At 63.1% G+C, this 19,312-nt stretch carries 16 protein-coding genes; 4 read left to right on the forward strand and 12 right to left on the reverse strand.

Annotated elements, in window-relative coordinates:
- Positions 1 to 5: 5 nt before the first annotated feature.
- The 4 genes from NKI67_RS15880 to epmA all read right to left on the reverse strand — a co-directional run bounded on the left by NKI67_RS15880 (position 6) and on the right by epmA (position 3,677).
- Positions 6 to 251, reverse strand: a complete 246-nt coding sequence (locus NKI67_RS15880) for a DUF4170 domain-containing protein (protein ID WP_023674378.1) — start codon at positions 249 to 251, stop codon at positions 6 to 8.
- A 74-nt stretch (positions 252 to 325) separates the two neighbouring features.
- Positions 326 to 1,132, reverse strand: a complete 807-nt coding sequence (locus tag NKI67_RS15885) for a 3'(2'),5'-bisphosphate nucleotidase CysQ (protein ID WP_352636583.1) — start codon at positions 1,130 to 1,132, stop codon at positions 326 to 328.
- Positions 1,119 to 2,462 (reverse strand): TldD/PmbA family protein, encoded by a 1,344-nt coding sequence (locus NKI67_RS15890; protein WP_352645913.1) that lies wholly within the window; start codon positions 2,460 to 2,462, stop codon positions 1,119 to 1,121. Before NKI67_RS15890 ends, NKI67_RS15885 begins: the two co-directional genes overlap by 14 nt.
- 168 nt (positions 2,463 to 2,630) lie before the next feature.
- Positions 2,631 to 3,677: an EF-P lysine aminoacylase EpmA gene (epmA, locus tag NKI67_RS15895; RefSeq protein WP_352645915.1), complete on the reverse strand. Its 1,047-nt coding sequence runs from the start codon at positions 3,675 to 3,677 to the stop codon at positions 2,631 to 2,633.
- Positions 3,678 to 3,791: 114 nt separating this feature from the next.
- On the opposite strand from epmA, the gene efp reads away from it, so the two are divergent.
- Positions 3,792 to 4,358 carry an elongation factor P gene (gene efp / locus NKI67_RS15900; protein ID WP_352457103.1) on the forward strand — a complete coding sequence of 189 codons (567 nt, stop codon included), beginning with the start codon at positions 3,792 to 3,794 and terminating at the stop codon, positions 4,356 to 4,358.
- A gap of 131 nt (positions 4,359 to 4,489) precedes the next feature.
- Here efp and NKI67_RS15905 read toward each other — a convergent pair whose 3' ends face one another.
- A complete protein-coding gene (locus NKI67_RS15905; RefSeq protein ID WP_352645917.1) occupies positions 4,490 to 5,497 on the reverse strand; it encodes an AraC family transcriptional regulator in 1,008 nt (335 codons plus the stop codon).
- 224 nt (positions 5,498 to 5,721) lie between these two features.
- Here NKI67_RS15905 and NKI67_RS15910 point away from each other — a divergent pair, with 224 nt between their 5' ends.
- Positions 5,722 to 7,104: an FAD-binding oxidoreductase gene (locus NKI67_RS15910; protein WP_352569790.1), complete on the forward strand. Its 1,383-nt coding sequence runs from the start codon at positions 5,722 to 5,724 to the stop codon at positions 7,102 to 7,104.
- A 210-nt stretch (positions 7,105 to 7,314) separates the two neighbouring features.
- Positions 7,315 to 8,154: a gamma-glutamylcyclotransferase gene (locus NKI67_RS15915; protein WP_352645919.1), complete on the forward strand. Its 840-nt coding sequence runs from the start codon at positions 7,315 to 7,317 to the stop codon at positions 8,152 to 8,154.
- Here the strand turns inward: NKI67_RS15915 and NKI67_RS15920 are convergent.
- From NKI67_RS15920 to NKI67_RS15950, 7 genes are all read right to left on the reverse strand, one after another.
- Complete coding sequence (locus NKI67_RS15920; RefSeq protein WP_352645921.1) at positions 8,043 to 10,025, reverse strand: glycoside hydrolase family 127 protein; 1,983 nt, start codon at positions 10,023 to 10,025, stop codon at positions 8,043 to 8,045. The two genes, NKI67_RS15915 and NKI67_RS15920, sit on opposite strands and share 112 nt — an antisense overlap.
- A 27-nt stretch (positions 10,026 to 10,052) precedes the next feature.
- A complete protein-coding gene (locus tag NKI67_RS15925; protein WP_254817449.1) occupies positions 10,053 to 10,910 on the reverse strand; it encodes a carbohydrate ABC transporter permease in 858 nt (285 codons plus the stop codon).
- Entirely contained in the window at positions 10,910 to 11,839 is a 930-nt protein-coding gene (locus NKI67_RS15930) for a carbohydrate ABC transporter permease (RefSeq protein ID WP_352452309.1), read from the reverse strand. The genes NKI67_RS15925 and NKI67_RS15930 overlap by 1 nt, the downstream gene beginning before the upstream one ends.
- Positions 11,840 to 12,131: 292 nt before the next feature.
- Complete coding sequence (locus NKI67_RS15935; RefSeq protein WP_352645924.1) at positions 12,132 to 13,385, reverse strand: ABC transporter substrate-binding protein; 1,254 nt, start codon at positions 13,383 to 13,385, stop codon at positions 12,132 to 12,134.
- A gap of 83 nt (positions 13,386 to 13,468) precedes the next feature.
- On the reverse strand, positions 13,469 to 14,524 hold the full coding sequence (locus tag NKI67_RS15940) for a LacI family DNA-binding transcriptional regulator (RefSeq protein WP_352645926.1): 1,056 nt from the start codon (positions 14,522 to 14,524) through the stop codon (positions 13,469 to 13,471).
- 179 nt (positions 14,525 to 14,703) lie between these two features.
- Entirely contained in the window at positions 14,704 to 15,183 is a 480-nt protein-coding gene (locus NKI67_RS15945; protein WP_352645928.1) for a very short patch repair endonuclease, read from the reverse strand.
- A 6-nt stretch (positions 15,184 to 15,189) separates the two neighbouring features.
- The gene (locus NKI67_RS15950; RefSeq protein WP_352646019.1) at positions 15,190 to 16,677 is read right to left on the reverse strand and encodes a DNA cytosine methyltransferase; all 1,488 of its coding nucleotides are present in this window, start codon (positions 16,675 to 16,677) and stop codon (positions 15,190 to 15,192) included.
- A gap of 545 nt (positions 16,678 to 17,222) precedes the next feature.
- On the opposite strand from NKI67_RS15950, the gene NKI67_RS15955 reads away from it, so the two are divergent.
- Entirely contained in the window at positions 17,223 to 19,232 is a 2,010-nt protein-coding gene (locus tag NKI67_RS15955) for an ATP-binding protein (RefSeq protein WP_352645930.1), read from the forward strand.
- The last annotated feature ends 80 nt before the right edge of the window (positions 19,233 to 19,312 follow it).

Here is a 19,312-nt window from a genome sequence, read left to right on the forward strand (position 1 = left end):
CGATGTCAACCGACAGCCTTGTTTTCGGGGTCGAGCAGGCGGTGCAGGTGAACGACGAAATAGCGCATATGGGCATTGTCGACGCTAGCTTGCGCCTTGGCCTTCCAGACGGCGTGCGCCGATTGATAGTCCGGATAGATGCCGACAATATCGAGCGCGTCGAGATCGCGGAATTCGGTGCCGCCCAGCTTCTTGAGTTCGCCGCCGAACACCAGGTGCAAAAGCTGTTTCTTTCCGTCTTCAGCGGCCATGTCGATCCTTCACATATCGTGAGTTTGGGACAGGTCTAGACCAAAGCCGCCGACTTTGGAACTATTGATAGTGGTCAATTGTCCAGGCCGGCGATGACGCCGGCGAGCACGGCGAGGAGTTCGCCGCTGCCGGCGGCGAGCGGTCCGTGACGGATCACTTCGCCGGCATAGAGCGGCGCGCGGCCATGCCGATCGAGCAAGGCGCCGCCTGCCTCGCGCAGGATGAGATCGGCCGCGGCGATGTCCCAGTCATGCGCGTTGGCCTTGACGAAGGTGGCATCGAGCTGGCCGCCGGCGATCATCGCCAGCCGGTAGGCGAGCGAAGGAATATAGAGCACGCGCTTCAGCCGTTTGTGCCATTTCGCCGGCATCAGGTCGATCATCGCCTGCGGTCCGGCGATTTCGGCCGTTTCCGACGGCGGACGCACGCTGATGCGCCTGCCATTCAGGAACGCGCCCTCGCCCGGCAGCGCCCAATAGATTTCGCCCTTCGCCGGGCAGTCGAGCACGCCGGCAAGCGTTCGGCCGTTCTCGACCACAGCGACGCTGACGCACCATGTGGGCAGCCCTTCGAGGAAGCCGCGCGTGCCGTCGATCGGATCGACGACGAAGGTGCGGCGCGCGACAAGCCTTACCGGGTCGTCGACGGTTTCCTCCGACAGCCAGCCATAATCCGGCCGGGCCGCCAGCAAGGTCTCGCGCAGATATTTGTCGGCGGCGTGATCGGCTTCGCTGACCGGCGAGGTGCCGCCCTTCATCCACACTTGCGGATTGTTGTTGAAGTACTGCATGGCGATGAGCCCCGCCTCGCGGGCGGCATCGCGCAACAGCTGCAGGTCTTCAGTAGCGCCGGCCGAGACGGCCGGGTCAAGCTCCGGCAAGGGTCATTCCTTCGATCAAAAGCGTGGGCGCGGCAGTGCCGAAATTGCGGTCGAGATCGCTCGCCGGAACCATGTTGAGGAACATCGTCTTCAGATTGGAGGCGATGGTCACCTCGGCGACGGGATAGGCCAGCTCGCCATTTTCGATCCAGAAGCCGGAAGCGCCGCGGCTATATTCGCCCGTCACCATGTCGACGCCCTGGCCGAACACTTCGGTGACGTAGAAGCCGGTCTTGAGCGACTTGATCAGCTCTTCCGGCGTATTTTCCCCGGGCTCGATGGCGAGATTGGTCGACGACGGCGAGACCGACGAGCCGCTGCGCGAGCCGCGCCCATTGGTGACGAGGCCGAGTTCCCGAGCCGCCGAAGTCGACAGGAACCAGTGGTTGAGCACGCCCTTGTCGACCATGAACAGTTTTTCGCCCTCGACGCCTTCGCCGTCGAACGGGCGCGAGGCCTGTCCACGGCGCCGGAGCGGCTCGTCGGTGACGGTGATTGCGGCCGAAGCCACCTTCTTGCCCATCATGTCGCGGAGAAAGCTGGTCTTGCGCGCGACCGCGGCGCCATTGATGGCACCGGCAAGGTGGCCGGCAATGCCGCGCGCCACACGCGGATCGAACACCACGTCGACAGGCCCGGTCGCCGCCTTGCGCGCGCCGATGCGGCGGACAGCGCGCTCACCGGCCTTGCGGCCGATGTCTTCCGGCGCGTCGAGATCGGAAAAATGCTGGCGCGAGGAGAATTCGTAGTCGCGCTCCATGCCGGTGCCCTCGCCGGCGATCACGCTGGTCGAGCGTGAAAAACGCGAGGCGACGTAATGGCCGACGAAGCCGTGGGAGGTGGCGAGCACCAGGCCGCCGAGCCCGGCACTGGCGCCACTGCCGGCCGAATTGGTGACGCCCTTGATGGCAAGCGCCGCCGCTTCGGCGGCAAGCGCTGCTTCCTTCAACTGGTCCGCCGACACCTCGGTGGCATCGAACAGATCGAGGTCGCGCGGTTTCTTGACCAGCAAGGCCGGGTCGGCGAGACCCTGATAGGGATCCTCGGGCGACACCTTGGCCATGGCGACGGCGCGCTCGGCCAGCATATTGGGGTCGGATGCCGCCGTTGCCGAAACGCTCGCTACCCGCTTGCCGACGAAGACGCGCAGCGAGACGTCCTCGCTCTCGGACGCCTCTGTGCCTTCGACCTTGCCAAGCCGCACCGACACGCCGGTCGAGCGGCCGCGTACCGCAACGGCATCGGCGGCATCGGCGCCGGCCCGTTTGGCAGCCTCGACCAGGGCCGCGACGCGATCGGTCAGTTTCGCTGCGTCGAGCGTATCGGTCATGCGCATGATCCTGTTATTTCCGGCCGGCTGAAGGGCAGCCGCTGCTGCACCATCTATTGTCCCGATGCGCCTTCTGCAATGGGAGAAGCGGGCAAACCGGGTGCATCAAGCGCCCAAACAGGACCGCAGGCCGCAGGCGGATGAACGGCGAGCGAGATCGACAATCCCTCAGGAAGCGGCCACCGGTGTCCAGATCACGTCGTCGATCCTGAGCGCGCCGGTGGCGAGCATCACCAGCCGGTCGAAGCCGAGCGCGGCGCCGCTCGCCTGCGGCATGATGGCGAGCGCGGCGAGGAAGTCCTCGTCGATCGGGTAGCGTTCGCCATAGACGCGCTGCTTCTCATCCATTTCGGCGGCAAAGCGCAGGCGCTGCTCGGCCGGATCGGTCAATTCGCCAAAGGCGTTGGCGAGTTCGACGCCGCAGCAATAGAGCTCGAAGCGCTCGGCGGTGCGCGGATCGTCGGCGCTCGGCCGGGCCAATGCCGCCTCCGAGATCGGATATCCGAAAAGAATGGTGTTGCGCCCCTGCCCCAGCGCCGGCTCGATTTTTTCGACCATCACCCGGCTGAACAGGTCGGCCCAATTGTCGTCGGGCGCGGTCCGCAATCCGGCCTGGACCAGGGCGGCATGCAACCCCGCGCGGTCGGTGCTGCCATCGGCTGCAACCGTCGCCAGCAGATCGATGCCGGCATGGCGCATGAAAGCTTCGGCGACGCTCAACCGTTCCGTCTCGGCGAACGGATCGGCTTCACGGCCGCGGAAGCTAAAACGCTTCGCTCCGGCCCGTTCGGCCGCCAGCGCTACGAGCTCGGCGCAATCGCGCATCAGGCTCTCATAGGTCTCGCCGACGCGGTACCATTCGAGCATGGTGAACTCAGGATGGTGCAAGGGGCCGCGCTCGCGGTTGCGCCAGACAGCCCCGAGGCTGAAGATGCGCTCCTCGCCGGCGGCAAGCAGCTTCTTGCAGGCGAATTCCGGCGACGTGTGGAGGTAGAGCGGCTGGCGCTGCCCGTCCGGCCCGATCGCCTCGGTGGCAAAGGCCGACAGGTGCGCTTCATTGCCGGGTGAGACCTGCAGGGCCGATGTCTCCACCTCGACGAAGTCGCGGCGGGCGAACCAGTCGCGCATCCCGGCGGCAATGGCATTGCGCAGGATCAGCCGCGGCCGGCGGTCGGCGTGGACATGCGGCGTCCACCACGGTGAGGCGGCGGTCATCGGCTTCAGGGGAATTGCACAGAGGGCTGGCGATTGCGGCCAAGATGCGCTAGGCCGCACGCAACGGCCTCTCCAGCCGATTTGCGCCAACAAATTTTATCAGGATGGAAACCCGTGAAGGTCATCGCCAGCTCCTTACGCAAAGGCAACGTCGTCGAAAAGGACGGCAAGCTTTATGTGATCCTCTTTGCCGAAAACATTCATCCTGGCAAGGGTACGCCGGTCACCCAGCTCGACATGCGGCGTATCTCCGACGGGGTAAAGGTTTCCGAGCGTTACCGCACCACCGAGCAGGTCGAGCGCGCCTATGTCGAGGAGCGCGAGCACACGTTCCTCTACCGTGACGGCGAAGGCTTTCACTTCATGAATCCGGAGACTTACGACCAGGTCGCGGTGCCGGAAAGCGTGGTCGGCGACATGGCGCCTTATCTGGTGGAAGGCATGCCGGTGCAGATCTCGCAATACAACAGCATCGCCATCTCGCTGGTACTGCCGCAGCGCGCCACTTTCGAGGTGGTCGAGACCGAGCCGGTGACCAAGGGCCAGACGGCGTCCTCGTCCTACAAGCCGGCAACGCTGTCCAACGGCGTGCGTACCCTGGTGCCGCCACACATCAGCGCCGGCACCCGCGTGGTGGTGATGACGGCCGATGGCGCCTATGTCGAGCGCGCGAAGGATTGAGGCGCGAAGTCTGACACGCCTCGCCGAAAGCGTCGCGGCGGCCGGTCATCGTCTACCGCTTTGTGCCAGGGGCTTTCGGGCATTGGGACGCTGCACGCAGACCGAAGCGTCAACGCCCTGCCAGTTCTTTCCTATTGTACGACGCCAGCGGGCAATCTCTGAGCCTCGAGCAACGCCGACCGTCCCTTTCGCCAGGTGCCAGGTGGAATGCCGACGAACTTTTTGAAGGCGCGATTGAAGGCGGCTTCCGACTCGTAGCCGACCTCGGCACCCGCTTGCGCGATGCTCATTTCGGGGCGTTCGAGCAAGCGTCCTGCCAGTTGCAGACGCCAGCGAGCAAGATAGTGCATGGGGGAGACCTCGACATAGTGGGTAAAGCGGCTCGCAAACGCCGTGCGCGAGAGCCCTACTTCGCGGGCGAGCCGGTCCAATGTCCATTCCTCCCTGGGGCGAGCGTGGATGAGCCGGAGCGCCTCGCCGACATGTGGATCCCGTAGGCCTGACAGCCAGCCGCGCGAATCGTCGGGGAGGGTCTCGAGATGGCGGCGGATGATCTCGACAAACATCAGCTCGCTCAGCTTGGCGAGTATCGTCTCACAGCCCGCCCGCCCACTGCCACCTTCGGCCAGCGCCAGCCGAAAAAGGTCGATAACCCAACTGCTTCCATCGGCGGGCTTGCGGGCACACAGGATGGCCGGCAATGCGGCCAGGAGAGGATTGAAGGGACGTGCATCGCAGCCAAGATACCCGCAAATGAACCGGGTCCGCTCGTCTCCGCCGCCACCATGGATCACCGCGAACGGCAGGCTCTCGTCTATCGGCCGATAATACATCGCCATATTGGGTTCGCCCTGCGCCCCCGGCGAGGAGCTCAACACGTTCGGAACACCACCGGGGAAGACAACGACATCACCGGCGTTCACGAGCACCGGCGGCACCGAATCGTCTCCCAGCGCGGCCCAGCACGAGCCCGACATCACGGCATGAAAAGAAATGATGTGCTCTGCCTCCGGCATGACGGCGGCGGCAATGTCGGCCGTGCCCGGCGACTCGCCAACCCAGGGAGAGCTGGCGTCGACGTCGAAATAGATCGCACCGGTGAGGCGAACGGCTCGGAGCACATCGGAAAGGACATCCATGCACTGCACCTCCGGAAACGATCGGCTACTCCCTTTGACAACGAGTTTTTCGGTCAGGCATCGAACTATCCGGCAATATGGCCGCCCGGGCAACCATCCATCTGGTCTAATCCTACTCTGAACGATCGGGCAACAGAAATGGACGATGTGACATTTGCGGGAACAGCGGACGAGACTAGCGTTTCATCGACCGGCCGACAGGTCCAATAATAGGGAGGAATGTCATGAACGATGAAGACATCACCAAATTCGCAGCAAGCCTGCGAGGCGAAGTCATCCACGCCGGCGACGCCCGCTATGACGAGGCCCGCAAGCTCTACAACGGCATGATCGACAAGCGGCCGCTGATCATCGCCCGCTGTGTCGACGTCGCCGACGTAATCACAGCGGTGAATTTCGGCCGCGACAACAATTTGCTGGTTGCGGTACGTGGCGGCGGCCATAACGGACCAGGATTGGGGAGCTGCGACGACGGTCTGGTGATCGACCTGTCGGCGATGAACGGCGTGCGCGTCGATCCGGATGCCCGCACGGCGCGGGTAGGCCCGGGCTGTACTCAGGGCGACCTCGACCATGCCACCCATGCCTTTGGCCTGGCCGTACCGGCGGGCATCATCTCGACCACCGGGGTCGCCGGACTGACGCTGAGCGGCGGCCATGGCTATCTGACGCGCAAATATGGCCTGACCATCGATAATCTGATCGAGGCCGATGTCGTGCTTGCCGATGGAAGCTTCGTCACCGCCAGCAAGGAGCGGAACCCCAACCTGTTCTGGGCGCTTCGCGGCGGCGGCGGCAATTTCGGCATCGTCACCAGCTTTGTGTTCAAGCTCCACCAGGTCAGCATGGTCTTTGCGGGGCCGATCGCATGGGATCAGCGCCACGCCCGCACCATCATGCAGCATTATCGCGAGTTCCTGCCGAACGCGCCCGAAGAACTCGGGATCTTTCTCGGGCTCAAGACCGTCCTCTCGAGCGCACCCTTCCCGGAAGAGTTTTGGGGAAAGCGGATGTGTCTGCTGATGTGCTGCTACAACGGCCCGGAGGAAAAGGGCAGAGAGGCGCTGGCCCCGCTGCTCGATGCGCTGCCCGCGCCCTGGTTCAACTGGATGGGAACGATGCCCTATCCCGCGGTGCAGAGCATGTTCGATGGGCTCTACCCGAAGGGAATGCAGTGGTACTGGCGGGGCGATTTCGTCAAGACGCTGTCCGACGAGGCGATCGACGCCCATCTCGCGCAGGCGGCGAAGACGCCGAGCGAGCTATCGCTCATGCACCTCTACCCGATCGATGGTGCGGTCCATCGCGTCGGCAAAGACGAGACACCCTGGAATTACCGTGATGCGACCTGGTCGATGGTCATCGCCGGGATCGATCCGGACCCACAGAAAGCGGGGCCGGTGACGCGCTGGACCAAGGCCTACTGGGAGGCCGTGCATCCGTTCGATCTGGGCGGCGCCTACCTGAACTTCATGATGGATGACGAGGGCGATGCAAGGCTCAAGGCGGCTTATGGCGACAACTATGAGCGCCTGGCTACGCTGAAGAAGAAATACGACCCAAACAACCTCTTCCGGGTGAACCAGAACATTCGACCGGCTGCTTGACGGCGGTGGCGGCCGGCCAGATCAGCCTCCGCACTGAAGCGCGTCGCGCTGAAATGGGTTCAGTCGACGCGCTTAAGCCCGCTGGGTATTTCGTCGAATCCAGTCAAGCTGTTGTACATGACAGTTCGGATGCTGATCCGCGCCGGTGTACTCGGCCCTTGAGAATCCTCCAGCCTTCGGCAACATGGCGGCAAGGCTGAGAGCATGAGGATGAGCAAGGTCATTTCCGCCGCATCACGGCGTTCGCCGCGCAAGACACCGATGGCGCTGACCGAGGCGCTGGTCGCCCGCACCTTGCGTGCGGTCGAGGATGCCGGGCCGACGCCGGGCATGGTCTACATGACCGATGCCGATTACGCGCGCATTCGCGACGAGGTGCTGGCCGGCGCGCCGGGCGGGCCGGTGAAGCTGTTCGCCTATGGCTCGCTGCTGTGGAAGCCGGCCGGCGAGGTCAGGGGTGGCGAACGGGCCGTGGCGACGGGCTGGCATCGTTCGTTCTGTTTTACGGTGCAGCGCTTCAGGGGCACCATCGAGCAGCCCGGCCTGATGATGGCCCTCGACCGCGGCGGCCAGTGTCAGGGCATGGTATTCGAGATCGCCGAGCCAGTGGGGGCCAATCTCGAAACGTTGCTGCGACGTGAGATGACCATCCTGCCGGCCGTCAACGTGCCGCGCTGGCTGCAGGTCAGGACGGGCGACGGCACGGGCCAAGCGCTTGGTTTCGTTGTCGATCCCGCCAATCCGCGCTATGCCGGCAAGCTCGAAAAGCGAGCGATAGCGGCGACCCTGGCCACGGCCGTCGGCCATTGGGGTTCGGGCGCCGAATATCTGTTCGAGACCATTCGCCATCTCGACGCCTGCGGCATCCGCGACCGCAATCTCTGGCAGTTGCAGGAAACTTGTGGCCGAGGAGATCGGTCGGGCGCTGCGATCGGGCTTCATTCGTCCCTGAGCCAGACCAGCATCTCGCCGGGGTCGCGGTTGTCCCAGGCGAAATACGGCACGGCGGTGATTTTCGCGTCCTCGACCGCCGGCGGTTCGGTGCGGTAGAGCCCCTCTTCCCAGTTTTCGAAAGCCTCCTTTTTGGCAATCGCCGAAAGTGTCACGACGCCGCCCAGAAGGTTCGGCTGCTGATGCGCCTCGATGTCGGCCGTGCGCGGCAGAGCGATGCGGTGCAGCTGGCTGGAATTGTCGGTCTCCTCGACGCAATAGATCAGCGGGCCGCGCGCCAGTGCGACACGGCCGATATCCTGCCGCACCTGCGGATTGGCGTAGAGGCGGTCGACGGCCATTTCGAGGTCGAGCTCGACCCGGTCGCCCTTGCGCCATTCGCGGCGGATCGCGGCATAGCCGTCGCTGCTGATGGCAGCCAGATCGACATCGGCGCCGTTGACCTTGAGCGCTGCCTTGCGGCACCAGGCCGGCAAGCGCAGGTGCAAAGTGAACTCGGTCGGAGCTTCCGGTTCGACAGAGATCGAGACCGCGCCGTCCCATGGATAGTTACTGGTCTGGGTGAGCTCTATTTGCCGGTCCGCGATATCGAAACGAGCCGTGCCGTTTCCATAGAGATGGACGGCGAGTGCGTCGTCCGACAGGCCGTAGAAATAGCTGCCGATCGAGGCGACCATGCGCCCGACATTGGGCGGGCAGCACGGGCAGCGGTGCCATTTCCAGCGGTGGTGGGCGCCGCGGCTTTCGAGCGGATTTTCGTAGAAGAACAGCGAGCCGTCGAGCGACAGGCCGGAGATCGAGCCGTTGTAGAGCGCCCACTCCATGATGTCGGCGTAGCGCGCATTGGGGCCCATGCCGAGCATGCGGCTTGCCCAGAACACCAGGCCGACCGAAGCACAGGTTTCGGCATAGGCGGTGTCGTTGGGCAGGTCGTAATCGGCGGTGAAACCCTCATTGTGCGACGACGGCCCGAGGCCGCCGGTGACGTAGAGGTTCTTGGTCATGAGGTCGTCCCACAGCCGGTCGAGCGCCACCCGCAGCGTGTCGTCGCCGTATTCGGTGGCGATATCCGCCATCCCCGAATAGAGATACATCGCCCGCACCGCATGGCCGACGACCTTGTCCTGCTCGCGCACCGGCTTGTGCGACTGGTTGTATTCGTAAGTCTTGAAATGATAGGCCCTGGGGTCGGCGCCGCGGGCGCGCGCCTCCTCGTCGAAATAATGCGGCTGCTGTCCCCGCTGATCGATGAAATATTTGGCAAGCTCCATGTATTTGCGCTCGCCCGTCACCCGTGCCAGCTTGACCAGCGCCAGCTCGATCTCCTCATGGCCGCAATAGCCCTTCTTCTTGCCGGGCTCGGGACCGAACGTCTCGGCGATGTGATCGACATAGCGGCACATGATGTCGAGCAGCTTGCGTTTTCCCGTGGCCTGGTAATAGGCGACCGCGCCTTCGATCAGGTGGCCGGCGCAATAGAGCTCGTGGCAATCGCGCAGATTGGTCCAGCGCAGGCCGGGCTGGATGCGCTGGTACCAGCTCGACAGATAGCCGTCGGGCTGCTGCAGCTTGCCGTACATGTCGATGACGGCGTCGATCTTCTTCTCCAGCTCGTCGTTGCGGCGACGGTAGAGCGAGTAGGCGGCGGTCTCGATGGTCTTGCCCCAATCCGAGTCCCAGAACATCTGCGTCGTCACCGTCGATCCGGTGAACTCGTTGCCGGCGGTCGCCGCCTCGTCCGGCGAGGGTGAGTGGAACGGAATGACGACGCCGGGCGATGGCCGGTCCGGGTCGATCTGCTCGAGCATGCGCGCCTCGACGCAGCGGTCATAGAGGATGCCGGCGGTCTTCGAGGCGACGGCATCGACGCGGTCGCCCCAGAAGCCGCGCACATCGACCTGCGGCACGGGCAGCGGGCGGAAGGCGAGTTTCGGCTTGACGCCCTGACTGGCGGATTGCGATGCGGTCATCAATTTACTCCGGTTCGGTTCGATTGGTCACTTCACGGCCCCTGCCATCAGGCCGCGGATGTAGAAGCGCTGCAGCAGCAGGAAGAGCACCAGGCACGGCACCATCATCACGGTGACGCCGGCCTGCACGGCGCCCCAGTCGATGGCGCCGAAGCGGCCGGACTGGAGTGCGGTCATCATGATCGGCAGCGTGAATTTGGACTGGTCGGTCATCAGCACGAGGGCCGCCAAAAACTCATTCCAGGCGCCGAGGAAGGCAAACAGCGCGATGGTGACGATGCCCGGCCAGACCAGCGGCAGCATCACCCTCAGCAGCATGGTGACGTTGTTGGCGCCGTCCATGCGCGCGGCCTCCTCGATCTCGCGCGGCACCGCGTCGAAGGCGTTGCGCATCATGAAGATCGAGAACGGCAGCTGCAGCGTGACGTAGACGCAGACCAGCCCGGTCAGCGTGTTGTGCAGGCCGATTTTTGTCAGCACCAGGAAGATCGGCGTCAGGATCGACTGGAACGGGATCATGATCGTCGACAGGATGACGACGAAGAGCAGGTTCTTCAGCGGAAAGCGGAAGCGCGAGAAACCGTAGCCGGCGAGCACGCTGACGATCACCGACAGCACCACCGTCATTACAGAGACATAGATGCTGTTTTGCGCCGGCAGCCAGAGGCCATCGCCGAAGGTGTTGAGCGTGGCGTAGTTCTCGAGCGAGATGCCGCTGGTCGGCCACGGCGGCAGCGGCGGCTGGCGCGCCTCCTGCGCCGGCTTGAAGGCCGAAAGCACCGTCCAGGCGATCGGCGCCAGGAACAGTATGGACGCGATGATGCCGGTCGAGTGCTCGGCGATCTGCATGCCGATGCGGCGTTTGCGGCTCCTTGCCTGCGCCATCAGTCGACCCCTTCCGGATTGCGCAGCAGCCGCAGCTGGATCAGGCTGAGCGCCACCAGGATGACCAGCAGGACCATCGAAAGTGCTGCGCCATAGCCGAGCTTGAACGATACGAAGGACTGGTTGAAGATCCAGTAGACGGCGGTCAGCGTCTGGTTGCGCGGGCCGCCGCGCAGGATGATGTAGAACTGGTCGAAGGCGAGGATCGAGCCGGCAACCGACAGGATCAGCGCCAGCGCCAGCGTGCGGCGCATCAAGGGCAAGGTAATCGCCCGGAACCGCGCGAATGGCCCTGCCCCGTCGATCATCGCCGCCTCCTGCAGGTCAGGCGGGATCGATTGCAGGCCGGTCATCAAGATGATCATGGTGAAGCCCGCCACCTTCCACACGACCATGGCGATGATCGACCAGAAGGCCGGCTGGAACGTCGCCAGCAGGTTGAATTTCTTCTCGGTCAGGCCAAGCTCGAAGGCGGCCGGGCTGAACAGGCCGGAATCGACATTGAGCAGCCACGACCACAAAAGGCTGGCCGAGGCGAAACCGATGACCGCCGGCATGAAGAAGGACGTCCGGTAGAAGCCGGTCAGCTGCCGCGGCCTTTCGATGAACAGTGCCAGCGGAAAGGCGACGGCGAAGATCGCGATCGTGACCACCACCGTGTAGTAGCCGGTGAACTTCAGCGCGTTCCAGAAGCGGGTGTCGCGCAGGATCGCCCAGTAATTGTCGAGGCCGATGAAGCTATGCGCGCCCATCAGCGGCCAGTTGTGCAGCGACATCCAGGCGGTCATGCAAAGCGGCACGATGAAGAAGACGACGACAAGCGCGACGGCCGGCGCGACATAGAGCAGGCCGATCCACTGCCGGCGGCCGGCGCCGACCAGTTTGTATGCGCGCGCTGGCGCGGCGGTAGTTGCTGTAATGGTGGTCATGCCGTGGTCTTCCGTTAGCGCTACGTCCCCCTCCCCCTTGAGGGGAGGGTCCGGCCGAAGGCCGGGGGTGGGGTCCTCCGCGAAGCGCGCCGACATCAAAAGAGCGTCGAGCACTGCCGCGATGACCCCACCCGGACCTGCGGTCCGACCTCCCCTCAAGGGGGAGGTTAAGGGGCTGCGGGGGTGGCGTCGTCTGCGAAGTGCGCCGACAGAAACGTCGAGCACTGCCGCAACGACCCCACCCGGACCTTCGGTCCGACCTCCCCTCGAGGGGGAGGTGGGCGCCGGCGCTTTACTTCTGCGGCGCCGAATCGATGATCGACTGCATCGTCTCCTGCGCATTGGCGACGGCGCCGTCGACGTCTTCACCGAAGAAGACCTCGTTCATCATCTGGTTCCACGGACCGTTGGCCGAGTTGATCAGGTCATTGAACACCACCGAATAGGGCGTGCGGCCCTTGGCCATGGCTTCGGCGGCGGTCTGGTAGCGCGGGTCGAGGTCCTTGAGCGCATCCTTGGCGATGTCGCCGCGCACCGGCAGGCTGCCGTATTTCGCCAAAATGGTCTGGCCCTCGAGCGAATAGGCAAAGTCGAGGAACTCCTTCACCACCGCGACCTTGGTGGTGCCCTTGGTGACGACGAAATTGTCGCCGCCGGCAAACGACGACCAGCCGCCATCCTTGCCGGGCAGGAAGGTGATGCCGTAATCGATGTCCGGGTATTGCGTGTTAAGCGCGCCGATGGCGAAGGCGCCGGACGGCGAGATGCCGATATTGCCGGTGGCGAAGGCGGCAAAGAAGTTGGAGCCGGTGTCGGTCTGTGCGCCTGATGGCACCAGATCCTTCTTGACCATCGAACGGTAGAGGTCGATGGCGCCGCGCATCTGCGGCGTGTCCAGCGTCGCCTTGGAGCCGTCCTCGGTCAGGATGTCGCCGCCCGAGGCCCAGATCAGCGGCGTGAAGGTGAAGATGTTGCAGCCGCCGCAATTGCCGGAGAAGTAGAAGCCCTTGATGTCGCCGCCGAGCGCGTTGACCTTTTCGGCGTCGGCTTCGATCTCGGCCCAGTTGGTCGGGCCCTTTTCCGGGTCGAGGCCGGCCTGCTTGAACAGCTTCTTGTTCCAGATCAGCACCGAGCTATCAGCCGAGAACGGCAGCCCGTAGATGCGGCCCTTATAGGTGCCGGTCTTGACATGCGCCGGCGACAGGCTGGCGAAATAAGGCAGCGATTTCGCCCAGTCGGTGATGTCTTCGAGCTGGCCGGCGGCAGCGAAGGACGGCGTGTAGATCAGGTCGAGCGACAGCGCGTCGGGCGCCGTGCCGCCGGCGGCGGCGGCACCGTATTTCGGAATGATTTCGGCGTTGGGGATGATGTCGAGCTTGATCTGGTTCTGATGCCCCTTGTTGAAGGCATCGACGACGCGCGGCATGAAGTTCGAGCCGTCGGCGCGCACCCAGATGTTGGCGGTGTCGGCGGCGGCCGAGCCGACTGTTGCCAGCGTGCCCAAAATGCTCGCGGCGATGGCGAGCCCGGTAATGGTGGTTCTCATGCTTCTCCTCCACATGGTTTTAATTTAGCGTTTTAATTTAGCCGCGCCCCCAAGCGGGTGACTATCGACACGGCCCGTTTCGTTCAGCCGTCCGGCGGACGGCCGCATGACTGACGCACCACCAGCCGGCACGGCAGTTTTCTAATGCCCGGCAGAGCGGGTTCGCCGCCGACGAGCGAAAGCAATGCAAGGCCGGCCTCGCGGCCAAGTGCTGAAAGGTTCATGTCGACCGAGGTCAGCGGCGGCCGGGTCGCCTCGGCGACGATCTGCCAATTGTCGAAGCCGATGACGCCGACCTCGTCCGGCACGCCGATACCGCGCTCGCGCAAGGCGTCGATGACGCCGCGCGCGATCTGGTCGTTGCCGCAAAACACCGCATCGGGCTTTTCGCGCGTGCCGTCGAAACCCTCACCGTCGAACAGCTTCTTGACCGCCTCGTGCCCCCAGGCCTCCGACCACGGGCCGAGCAGCGGCTCCATGACCGGCAGGCCGTTCTCGGCCAGCACCGCGCGATAGGCCTCGGCGCGGGCATGCACCACGGCAAAGCTCGTCGGCCCGGTGACATGGGCGATGCGCTTACGCCCGAGCCGGCAAAAATGCTCGACCGCCAGCCGCGCGCCGCCGGCATCGTCGGACACGAAAGCGATGGAGCCGGGATCGGGCTCGGTAAAGGCATAGATCGCCGGAATGCCGAGATTGGCGAGATCGACCGGCAGATGGCGGTCGATGCGCTTGCCGGTGGCGATGATGCCATCGACGCGCTTGTCGAGCATGGCATCGACATGCAGCTGGGCAAGGCGCGGGTCGTCCTCGACATTGCACAGGAACACCGAGACGCCGGCATCGACCAGCGCATCGGAAACGCCGGCCATCAGCGGCAGCGAAAAGCGGCCGTAGGTGTCGTTGGTCAAAAGCCCGACGGTAAAGGAGCGCCGCCTGAGCAGGCTCTGCGCCAGGCTGTTCGGGCGAAAGCCAAGCCGCTGCGCCGTCTCGCGAATCCGGGTCCGCGTCTCGGCGGTCATCCGCCCCTGCCCGTTCAGCGCTTTCGAGGCGGTGGCAACGCTGACGCCGGCAAGCGCCGCCACCTCACGCAGGGTGACCGGCTGCTTGGCGGGCGTTGGCTGGACGTCGGACGCCATGATTCGGATATCGATCCTCCCATTGAGAAAAGCTTTTCTCTTGTGGGCCTGCGAGGTGCTGAATGGTGAGATCAGCGGGTGCAGGTCGATTTGGGAAAAGGTTTTCTCAGAGAGAGATTAGGGGAAGGCGTGGGGGATGGCAAGGGGCGGTGGGATTAGGTCGTGCCTGCTGCTCCGGTCTATTCACCACTAATGTCAAGCCGCCCTCGCTCCGCGTCTGAGCACAGGAATGTCGCAAGATCGTCCAGAACCGACTCCACCGGTCGGCGAACGGGTCCTCTAAGCGCACATTCCCAAACGACCGCCAATCGCCAGCCTTCACTTTCCAGCTTCTGAAACGCTTCCCGATCTCTAGCTTGGGTGCGTGCGATCTTCTCTGACCAGAAAGCAGCATTCGATCGCGGCGTAACGCCAAGTGAGCACTCGTGGCCATGCCAGAAGCAGCCGTTCACGAAGACGATGGCTCGAGCTCCGGGAAAAACGAGATCTGGTGTGCCAGGCAGACGTCGATCATGCAGTCGGTACCGAAGGCCGAGCGCATGCAGACCACGCCGGATGACCATCTCGGGGCCTGTATCGCGCGCCCGAATCCGCGACATGTTGAGGCGGCGCTGCTCTGACGTAAGCGGGTCGGCGCGCGTGGCCTGACGCCTTGCCATCGGATGTCAGGCAGTGGCAAAGCGGCTCAAGTGCCGCCGGCCCTGGCCTGCCACTTTTGCGAAAATCTCAGCGATTTCTCTTGCCACGGCCCGCGCCAGAAGGGGCGGCACCGCATTACCGATCTGCCGAAAGGCGGCGTTCATTGCGCCGCGAAATACGAAACCGTCGGGGAAGGACTGCAGCCGGGCCGCCTCTCGGACGGAAATGGTCCGCGCCTGAGTGCTATCATAATGTATGTGGCTGTAGCTGTCCTTGCCCAAGTGCGCCATCAAAGTCCGCGCTGGCAGATTTGGCTCCATCTTGCGCCACTTGTTCGGAAACTTACCAGTGTCGTAGGGTGGCACGATCGATGCTCTGAGCGCTTCCCACGCGGCTGAGTCCCTACGAGGAGCAGAGCCGTTCTCAGACTTCAGCTTTGCCAAGGCCTCTTCGAACATTCTGACGGCCACGGCGTGCGCCTCGGGATACTGGTCGCCGGGCCTCAGCCGCGCGAACAGCTTCCAGTCGCGCGGCAGATACCGAATCACGTGGTCCAGAACGCCTGTGTTATTCTCGAAATCAGGCCATTCCCGCATAAGGCGGGCATAGTCCGTCGGTGACAAAGTTGGATACATCGCCACACGATCGAAGCGTCGCACTCCCCGCCGGAGTTCGCCCCGAAGATGTTCGGTGATGACTGGAAGATCCCCGAGTGCCTCCGCGGCGGTCACCGCCGGCGTCAGATTTTTATTCGGCGGCTCGGCCGCCACGTATCCCTGAGCATTGCCAAGCAAATTGCCCTTCAGCAATTTGAGCGCCACTTGGCGACTTCCTGCATAGCCAGAGGGAAGCTGCATGAAATGCGTCGGCGAAGGAAACGAGACATCAACGCCTAGCTCGTGCCGAACCGCGATCAGGATCATCCGCTCGCGCATCTGCGGGACGCCATAGAAGGCGGCGTTTAGCAAAGTATAGCGTGTTGCGTAGCCGATCGACTCCAGGAATTCTCGAGTCTCCTCCCCCACGTTTTGACCGCCATGGTTCAGAACATCCGGGACATTCTCCATCACCAGGGCAAGAGGACGGAAAGCCTGCACGAACTTTAGGTAGTCGAGATAGAGACGAGCTCGAGTGTCCAGCCGGAATGCCTCAGGGTGCTCGGCGACCTCGCGCAACTTAGGGCGTCCTACCCGCGCGAAAGCCTGGCACGGCGGGCCGCCGACGAGGACGTCGACTGCGGCGTCGACTTGGCCCAAGTCCAATTCATCCGCCAAACCTTCTGGCCTCAGCTTTGTAATGTCGCGCGGACGTGCATGCCGCGGATCGCCGGGATGGAAATTGGCCCCATGCGAGGCTGCGGCCGCTGGATCGAACTCTACCGCCGCCGCAATCTCGAAGCCCTCTGCGTGGAATCCTAGAGACAGGCCCCCACAGCCTGAAAACAGGTCCAATACGCGGGGCCGACCTCCACTTTGGAGACGTTCGATGCGCGTCAAGACTGAGGCGTCCGCCACTCGATTCAAGAACTGCGCTCCCTATGTGCGTTACCGCTAGGGCGATGGTCGAAGCCATTTCCCGCACAATTCAGATACTCACAGACAAATCGCGCAATTAAAGGCGACATCCTGCACCCGCGCACATGACGAACTGTCTCGGACAGACACACATTTTTCGGAGGTGTCAGCATTTGTACGCGGTTTGGCTCATCGATTCGGCTCCCGAAGCGCAAAGTCGGCCGTTAACCTCGCCTCGTCAACACAACTGCGCAAATCCACACAGGTGATCATTTCTGTCGAGTATGCCCTCCGACACGGCGTTGATTCGAAAACTGGTGACGCAGGTGTGTCAGAGAGAATTGAAGGCAGAACAGCAAGTCTTGATCTCATGTCGAACTCGTCGGCTGTCGCATTCGACCGCGCGGTCGAAGCAACGTGGCCGAGGATTGTGAAAATCGCATTCAATCGCCTATGGTGGGCTGAGGGGTGAATCGCTGGCAGTATCGGCGGGGGGCTAAATGAACTTTCTTATCCTGAGGGTGCTACAGCACAGCGAGCTAGGCATGTTCCACGCCTATCGCCGCAGTGGCCGCGAGGGATCACGACAAAGAGCGATCAACTTCGATAGGGACGTGGTTGATCGCGTCTTTCCCGCAGCTAACGATTACGATCGCATACCGCTGCTTCTTCGTTACGACACCGATGATGGTCCTCAAACCTTCGATCATTCACTGAAGCGCCAGGCCAAGAACTGGCGCTTCGAAGGCAATTGCCCTACCGATGAACTTTACGACTTCGTGGAACCCGGCTGTCTTTTTGCGATGCAGATCGAAGCTAGTTCCTTCCCCGCGACCGGTGCCTGGGTCGTGTTTTCAAAGGATGATCTGACCGCCCAGACTGTCCTTGCCGACGGCTCGACCTCAGGTCTATTGCGGGCCGGAATGATTGCACTCGAGCCGGAGGAGAGCGTGCGAGTTCGCCGTCTTCTTTCCGTCGCTCGACCCGACATGTTCACGCTCTCTGTCAGCTGGGATCCCTCCGCCATGACCGACACCTCGAATCCGACGTCGCTTGATGCCATCCAGTCGTCGAACGGCAGACGGAAACTGCCGCCGAATGCCGAACGCCTCGTCGGCATGCTCGGTGATGCAGGCCATCGACTTCCGACGGCCGTTGCCGACATCATCGACAATTCAATCGAGGCCGGTGCCACCGAGATCGATATCACCTTCGATCCTCCTAACAATGGCCACGGTCGCTGGATGGTTATCCGCGACAACGGCACTGGCATGGATGCGCAAACGCTTGACGAAGCGTTGCGTATCGGCAGTGACACCACCTACGGTGTTCGGAGTCTTGGCAAGTACGGCTATGGCCTGAAGGGAGCGTCCTGGTCGCAGGCCCGAGCCGTGACTGTGGTCACGAAGCAGGCGGGCCAGCCCCTTATCCACCTTGGCTGGGACAAGCAGGATATGGCGGATTTTTCGGTCATCGAAGCCCCACTGGAGCCGTGGGAAGATGATGCTACAAAAATACCTCAGAAAGGCACGGCGGTTCTGTGGAAGCACATGAAGATGCCACTATCTGCGCCCTCGGCCAAAGGCGTTTCGCCCCACGTGGCGGAGATTCAGGAACTGACACGGCACCTGGAACTGGTCTTTCATAGGTTTCTAGAAGGAGAGGCCAAGGGACGTCCTCAGCTCACGATCCGCATCAACGAAATTCCAATTGAGCAGAATGGCCCAGCAGGCCACCCGCTGGCGCAACCGTTCGACTCCAAAGTCATTCGCGTACCACTTGAGATTGGACATGCAGATGTCCGAGTACAGCCCTTCCTTCTTCCGACGGAGGATGAGTTGAAGGACCATCATTCCTCGATCGGACTGGCAGCCGGCCAGAAGGCCATCGATCGCATCGGCTATGGCGGGCGTCGTAATGAGACCCAGGGTCTTTTCATCTATCGCAACGATCGACTCATCAAATGGGGGGGCTGGCATGGCATCTGGAAGACCAACGAAGAGAAGACAAAGCTAGCCCGTGTCATAGTCGAGTTTGACAAGCTGCTCGACGAGGCCTTCCAGATCAATATTTCTAAGCAGGAGGTGTCGCTCCCGGGCTATCTTCAGGAGCAGATCAAGTCGCTAGCCGAACCTGTTCGCAAGGCAAGTTTCGCCAAATATGGTCGCAGATCCTCACCTAAGCCGGCTCCGCCTGTGCCTACGCCTACGCAAGGGCTGCGCGCGGTTGATCCAACCTCGACGGCGCCTCAGTCTCCTGGCGACACTCAGGGCGGTTCGATCAACCCCGGCCTCTCTGATCCAGCGCCCCAGCCGCCTTCCGTTTCGCCAATCACCATTCGTCCGGTGACCACGGCCAAGTTCGCCTGGAAGATCTCCGACGGCTTCAATGGCGACCGCGTCCTGCAAGTCAGTTCGACCAGCTCGGCGTTGGTCGAACTCGCTCGTGCCGTTGAGTCGAACCCCGAGGCCACGGCGGCCCTAGCTGCCTTCCTTGAAGAGCTTGACCAAGTTGACGTTCAGCAAGCGCTTATCGAAGGTGCTGCCGGGGTATGACTACGGTGCGGCTCAGAGAGCTCCGACCGTCCACCCCTAGCTGGACAGACGATCTCCCACCCGCGCCAGAGGGCGCATGG

The sequence above is a fragment of the Mesorhizobium sp. M0408 genome (assembly GCF_040321495.1).
In the GTDB taxonomy this organism is placed as follows: Bacteria; Pseudomonadota; Alphaproteobacteria; order Rhizobiales; family Rhizobiaceae; genus Mesorhizobium.